The following is a 6,098-nucleotide window of genomic DNA, read 5'->3' on the forward strand; positions in this document are numbered from 1 at the left end:
ATGAGTATCTAGACAGTGTTGAAGCTTGTGCGTTAGCTGTTAGAGAACAAAAGCAGGGTAAAACAGAATTTGGAGAATATTTATTCAATATTGGAGGATTCCCGCCAATTAAAATCAAATTACCAGATGAACTGGATACCCCACCCGATAATACAAAAATGAAAGAGGACATTATGCTGGAGCTCGATCTACTTATGAAAAGAATGCAAGAATTGAAAATGAAAGTAAATGATATAAACCCAAATTACAAAGATAAACATGGAGGCTTTGGATGGTTGAATGCACAGGAGTGGTTTGATCTGGTTGGAATGCACTTTCGTCATCATCTGCGTCAGAAGTATGAACTGGACCAAAAACTTTGGGTATAAACGAATGTGGCACCATAGCTCATCGACCTTCATAAGCCGTTCTAAACATCTGTAGTGCAGAGCTAGCATTGCAATGTATGGGTGGCTAACGGTGCACTTTAATAAACAGTCGATTGAGATTAACTTAAGGTAATGAGGAATTCACATCAAAAAATGTAGGGGAAGATGAAGATGTTTGAAAAATTTAATTTTGACGTAATTCTTCGGGAAAGAAATGATGTAATTCCTTTAGTGGTGATGATGTGTGGTGTGGCTGGTTCTGGGAAAACTACTTTTTCACAACTAATAGAAAAGGAAGGCTTTGTACGTCTTTCTATTGATGAAGAAATATGGGCTACGAATGGTCGTTGGGGGATTGATTTCCCAATGGATAAATTTGAGGAATACAGGAAAGTTGCAGAAAGTAAATTACGCAACCGTTTAGTAAAGTTAATTCACGATAAACAACAGGTGGTAATTGACTTCAGTTTTTGGGATCGTGTAAGAAGGGACCAATATAAAAAACTTATTGAGGATTCTGGCGGTAAATGGAAACTAATCTATTTAAAAGTCTATCCAAATGATTTACGTGAACGACTTAAGTTACGTAACAACCGTTTTGATGCAAATTCGTTCCCTATTTCAGAAGAACTTTTAACTTCTTACCTTAATGGTTTCGAAGTTCCAAAAGGTGAAGGAGAAATTGTAATTGAAAATTAAACGAAAGAAAAACAAGTGATCTAGATGTAGAGAAGCTATCCTATGGGGATAGTTTTTTCTTATTACACATAAGAGTTCGTTATAGTGTACTTTTACTAACGTTTTTATATCTAACATCTTTCAGAGTAAAGTAAGTGTCAAATAGTGAGCATGCTTTAATAGTAAATTCTTTATGAGATAATCTTTCCAATTTGGATTTCTGAGAGGTGATTGCAGCTAACGAAATGTACCGCTCATGACATGTTATTACCACCGAGTGACAAAAGCTTTGAACTGAGAATGTTATACTTGCTATACAAAATTGACTAATTTGCAATAAGATCAATTTTCTGCAAACGTGTCATTGAAGAATAAGATTTGTCCTTATTTAAATGTGTAGTAGACTTAATGACTACATTTTTCCTGCTAACTTGGAATGAAATTTTTTTATAACAAAGAGGAGAGTCGATATGGAAGTAGTATATATTGCAGGTGGATGTTTATGGGGAGTTCAAGCTTTTATAAAAACTTTACCTGGAGTTACGTTTACAGAAGCAGGAAGAGCTAATGGTACAGGTCATACACTTGAGGGTGAATATGATGGGTACGCCGAATGTGTAAAAACAGAATTTGATCCGACAGTTGTAACAATCAGGGAATTAATGGGGTATTTATTTGAAATCATTGATCCATACAGTTTGAATAAACAAGGACAGGATGTTGGTGAGAAATACAGAACAGGAGTATATAGTGAGGAGCCTGAACACTTAAAAGAGGCGAAGGCGTTTCTTATTGAGAGAAATGATTATGACCTTATAGTTGTCGAAGTATTACCTCTTGCAAACTATGTGAGAAGTGCAGAAGAACATCAAGATAGGTTGGCTAGATGTCCAAATGATTATTGTCATATTCCAGAAGAAATATTAAGTAGATACAAGTAAGGAAGAATATTAAAAGAAACTTTCCATATTCATTCTTTTCCCTTCATTGATGAAATTGATGAGTAATATAAGTTCCTTTTTTACCTATAGACCTAACAGGAATTTATCAAATTAATTGAGGTGAAGATTTATTTCTTCACCACTTGCCTTGTTTTAGATTATATGAGAGGAATTTTTAGTGAATCTCTTTAAGAAATTCAATTTACATAGGTTTTGATGCAAATTCGTTCCCTATTTCTGAAGAACTTTTAACTTCTTACCTTAATGGTTTCGAAGTTCCAAAAGGTGAAGGAGAAATTGTAATTAAAAATTAGGCTGGGTGGGAATTGCACTAATATCAATAATGTTACCAACTTTATTGTTGATTGGTCTTGTAATTCTTCTCGTAGCGGTTTTTTAAAAAAAAGATACTGAAACCATCGACTTATTCAAGTAACAATGGACTTTCCATTTTCTTCTTCAATTAACAAAGCAGGATAGTTGAACAAACAGGGTTTGTTTTACGGTTTATAGAAATCATGAATGTCTCTAATTCAATTAATTCAATCTAAGGAGGAGTAATCATGTATTTAGAAATTTATCTTTATCCAGTACTGGAAGAAAACAAAGAACAATTTTTAAAAATTAATCGAGAAGCTGAACGTATTTACAAAGAATATGGTGCGATCGAGAGCGAAACATATACTGCTGCATCTATTCAACCGGAGTATGGTTGTTCAGGAATGGTATCGGCAGTTGAACTACGCGAAAGCGAAGTACTTATGTTAGAAATTAACCGTTATCATAATAAGTTTCACCATAGTCAGGTTATGAAGAAAGTTGATAATGATGAACAGATTGAAAAGTTATATGATCAAATGACAAAGGTGATCGATGTGAGTCGAACTGTCCGTGGTGAATTCGAATTGCAATAACAAAGAAAATGAATTCTGCCATAATAGCGCGCTTTAATGAAGTAACAGAAAAGCCCAATTTCTCTATTTTAATTTTCAGAGAAGTTGGGCTTTTTAATAATGGAGATTCCTTGTTGGGTTTTTAAAGTTGGAAGTGCAAAATAACACTTAAAGCAAATGCTAATTAACATCCAAAGTGACAATAACTTCAAAAAAATTCCTGTAATCCATATCTAAATAATCCCTTAGGATAATTGGATATTTATGTTAACATAAATTAAAGATTGTGAAGGCTTTTACATAAACTAACGGGGCCTGTAAGTGTAAGAATGTATATTTGAAATTTATGTGCTCAGGGAGGCATGAGTGGATGAAACTTATCGAGCATAAAGATTTTTCGCGCTTTTGGATTGCCTCAACAATATCAGACTTTGGCGTATACATCACTACGCTTGCTCTACAAGTTTTAGTGATAGTTAACCTCAGTGGAAGTGCAATTGATGTTGGATGGATTTCTGCATCTAGGTGGCTACCATACATGCTACTAGGACTGGTAGCCGGCGTTATTATTGATCGCGCCAATCGTAAATATATATTAGTAGTGACAGATATATGTAGAGGAATTCTACTTATATTAATTTATCTAATGGCAATGTTGGGTGTTATTAATATCGGATGGCTTATTGTCATCATGATGCTTTTTGGGGTTATGTCACTGTTTCATGACGTTGCGTCACAGTCTCTTGTGCCACTATTAGTTCCTCGCAACATGTTAACAGAGGCAAATGCACGATTAGGACAAAGTTCAGCCGTCGCAGAAACCAGTGGCCCAGCACTTGCAGGAGGAATAGTCGCCTGGATTGGTGCTCCGTTCGCTATCCTAATAAATGCAGGGACTTATATACTCTCAGGCATTATGTTGTCTTTAATAAAATATCAGAACACAGATATTGCATCACGGGGTCATTTGAGCGCGCAAATAAAAGAGGGTTGGCAATGGGTTTACCGACACGAATACCTCCGTACGTTGGCTTTAAATACACACGTTTGGTTTCTCTTCCATAGCATGTTGACTACCGTGTTCGTAACGTTCGCAATAAATGAACTTGGATTCAAAGCGTCCAATCTTGGAATTGTATTATCCGCAGCCGGTATTGGTGCTGTACTTGGTACCTCACTGTCAATTCGAGCTGGTAAGCGTTTGGGTATTGGACACGTTATGACATTTTCACGAATCTTGTATGGTCCAGCAGTAATCCTGATTGTCCTAGCACCACCAGCTATTGACGGAAATATGCAGACAATCTCACTAGTTATGGTTATTTTCGGTCAATTTCTTTACGGTTTCGGGATGGGTGTAGAAGGCCCACTCGAAATGGGCTACCGTCAGTCCATAACACCAGCAAGTATGCAAGGCCGAGTGAGTGCCACAATGCGATCAATCAATCGTAGTATGATTGTAATTGGTGCGCCACTAGGCGGCTTTATCGCCGATGGATTGGGATTCCGAACTGCTTTATGGATTTCTATAGTAGGGCTAGCCATATGCGGAATATGGTTTTTATTCTCCAAAATGTATAATGCTCAAATTGAGGATGATGACTGATAATATCAAAAGGAAAAATCTTTTGATAATGTTGACTTAGATAACGATTGATAAAATTCCGTTTCCAGTTAACGAGACAAGTTAATTGAACAAATAGGATTTGTTTTACGGTTTATAGTAAGTCATATTTGGGAGGAATTTAGAGATGTCAAAGCATGAGAATGAAGAAATTCTAACAGGAGGGAATGTCTCTACTGTTTATCGTTCGGGAGATACTGTGCGACGAGAATTAAAGTCAGATAGTCTCAAAATTCATAAACTATTAAAGCATTTGGAGAACAAAGGTTTCAGTTATGCACCAAAGTTTTTAGGTATTGATGAAAAAGGAAGAGAAATATTATCATTTATTGAAGGGGAAGCTGGTAATTATCCTTTAAAAGAATACATGTGGTCTGATGATGTTTTAAAAGAAATAGCGAAAATGCAACGTCTTTATCATGATTCTGTGAGTGATTTTCCGTTATTAAATGAGTGGAAACCAATGGATAATACTCCCGACAAAATAGAGGTTTTATGTCACAATGATTTTGCTATATATAACATTATTTTTGATCACGAAAAACCAGTAGGTATTATTGATTTTGATGTCGCTGCTCCTGGTCCAAGACTTTGGGATATAGCGTATACTCTTTACACTTGCATCCCCTTAAGTAGACTTTATCATACTGAAACAGGTGAGGCAGTTTATTATGATCCATTAAAGGATGCCGACCGTATAAAACAAAGGGTTAAGTTTTTCTTTGAATCCTATGGTATTGAGGGAATGGAAAAAGGTTTTTTAGAGATGGTATTACTACGATTAGAAGGATTATGTAATTATATGAAAAGAAAAGCAAGTGAAGGTGATGTTGCTTTTCAAAAGATGGTGGATGAAGGACATTTTGAACACTATCAAAGTGATATTAAATTTATTCGTGAACATGGAAGTGAGTGGATTTAAGGTAAGGTCTTGTTGACTTTAAAAACGGACAGACAGGAAAAACTGTGGATTTAAAAACGTCTTTAAATCGTTTCTCCGCATATCTATTTTCACTAAAATGGGTAGTAATCAACTTGAAACAGACACACAGTAGGCTTTGTACGGGATTGCTATGTATATGGAATTCCAGTTTAAAACGATCTTCAAGTCGAAGATCGTTTTAACATAAAAAATCTTAATATTATGCCAAAATGTAGTACCTTTACATGTGCACCTTTTTATAATAGTAAAAAGGAGTTCGATGACAAAATGGAAATCATCTCCGTATATTTAATTATCGGGGTATTGATTAGTACATCACTTTATGCGGTTGCAGATTTTCGACCTTGGTATGTTTTTTTTGCATTGTCCTTTGCCTGGTTACCTTTAATATTCATTGGAATGATAATAACTTTATTTATAGATTTAGAAGAAATTTCCAATAAGCAAAACAGATAAATACACAAAACCAAGAAATAAATCCAAAAAACGTGACAATTGTAGTTTCGGACCACTCATATTTTAAACCAAAGTGATAGTGAATCGGTGTCATTCTGAAAATACGCTTACGAGTAAGTTTAAATGATGAAACTTGTAAAATAACCGAAAGTACTTCAGCAAAATATATAAAGAACAAAATAGGAATTAAAATTT

At 35.1% G+C, this 6,098-nt stretch carries 6 protein-coding genes and 1 pseudogene; 6 read left to right on the top strand and 1 reads right to left on the bottom strand.

Translation table 11 applies throughout. The features are described 5' to 3' along the window. The 6 genes from WBG45_RS11030 to WBG45_RS11055 form a co-directional block, all read left to right on the top strand. A partial coding sequence (locus tag WBG45_RS11030) for a DinB family protein (protein WP_424414539.1) occupies nucleotides 1-368 on the top strand: 368 nt, incomplete at its 5' end. Nucleotides 369-539: 171 nt separating this feature from the next. Continuing rightward, entirely contained in the window at nucleotides 540-1,067 is a 528-nt protein-coding gene (locus WBG45_RS11035) for an AAA family ATPase (protein ID WP_424414541.1), read from the top strand. Between the two features lie 449 nt (nucleotides 1,068-1,516). Next, on the top strand, nucleotides 1,517-1,987 hold the full coding sequence (locus WBG45_RS11040; RefSeq protein ID WP_424414543.1) for a peptide-methionine (S)-S-oxide reductase: 471 nt from the start codon (nucleotides 1,517-1,519) through the stop codon (nucleotides 1,985-1,987). A gap of 563 nt (nucleotides 1,988-2,550) precedes the next feature. Further along, complete coding sequence (locus WBG45_RS11045; protein ID WP_424414545.1) at nucleotides 2,551-2,901, top strand: DUF1428 family protein; 351 nt, start codon at nucleotides 2,551-2,553, stop codon at nucleotides 2,899-2,901. Between the two features lie 349 nt (nucleotides 2,902-3,250). Further along, nucleotides 3,251-4,486: an MFS transporter gene (locus WBG45_RS11050; protein WP_424414546.1), complete on the top strand. Its 1,236-nt coding sequence runs from the start codon at nucleotides 3,251-3,253 to the stop codon at nucleotides 4,484-4,486. Nucleotides 4,487-4,631: 145 nt separating this feature from the next. Further along, the gene (locus tag WBG45_RS11055) at nucleotides 4,632-5,426 is read left to right on the top strand and encodes a phosphotransferase (protein ID WP_424414548.1); all 795 of its coding nucleotides are present in this window, start codon (nucleotides 4,632-4,634) and stop codon (nucleotides 5,424-5,426) included. 436 nt (nucleotides 5,427-5,862) lie between these two features. Here WBG45_RS11055 and WBG45_RS11060 read toward each other — a convergent pair. Further along, nucleotides 5,863-6,098 (bottom strand): annotated as a pseudogene (locus WBG45_RS11060) (phospho-N-acetylmuramoyl-pentapeptide-transferase); the annotation flags it as partial.

Source organism: Paenisporosarcina sp. (assembly GCF_049671445.1).
In the GTDB taxonomy this organism is placed as follows: domain Bacteria; phylum Bacillota; class Bacilli; order Bacillales_A; family Planococcaceae; genus Paenisporosarcina.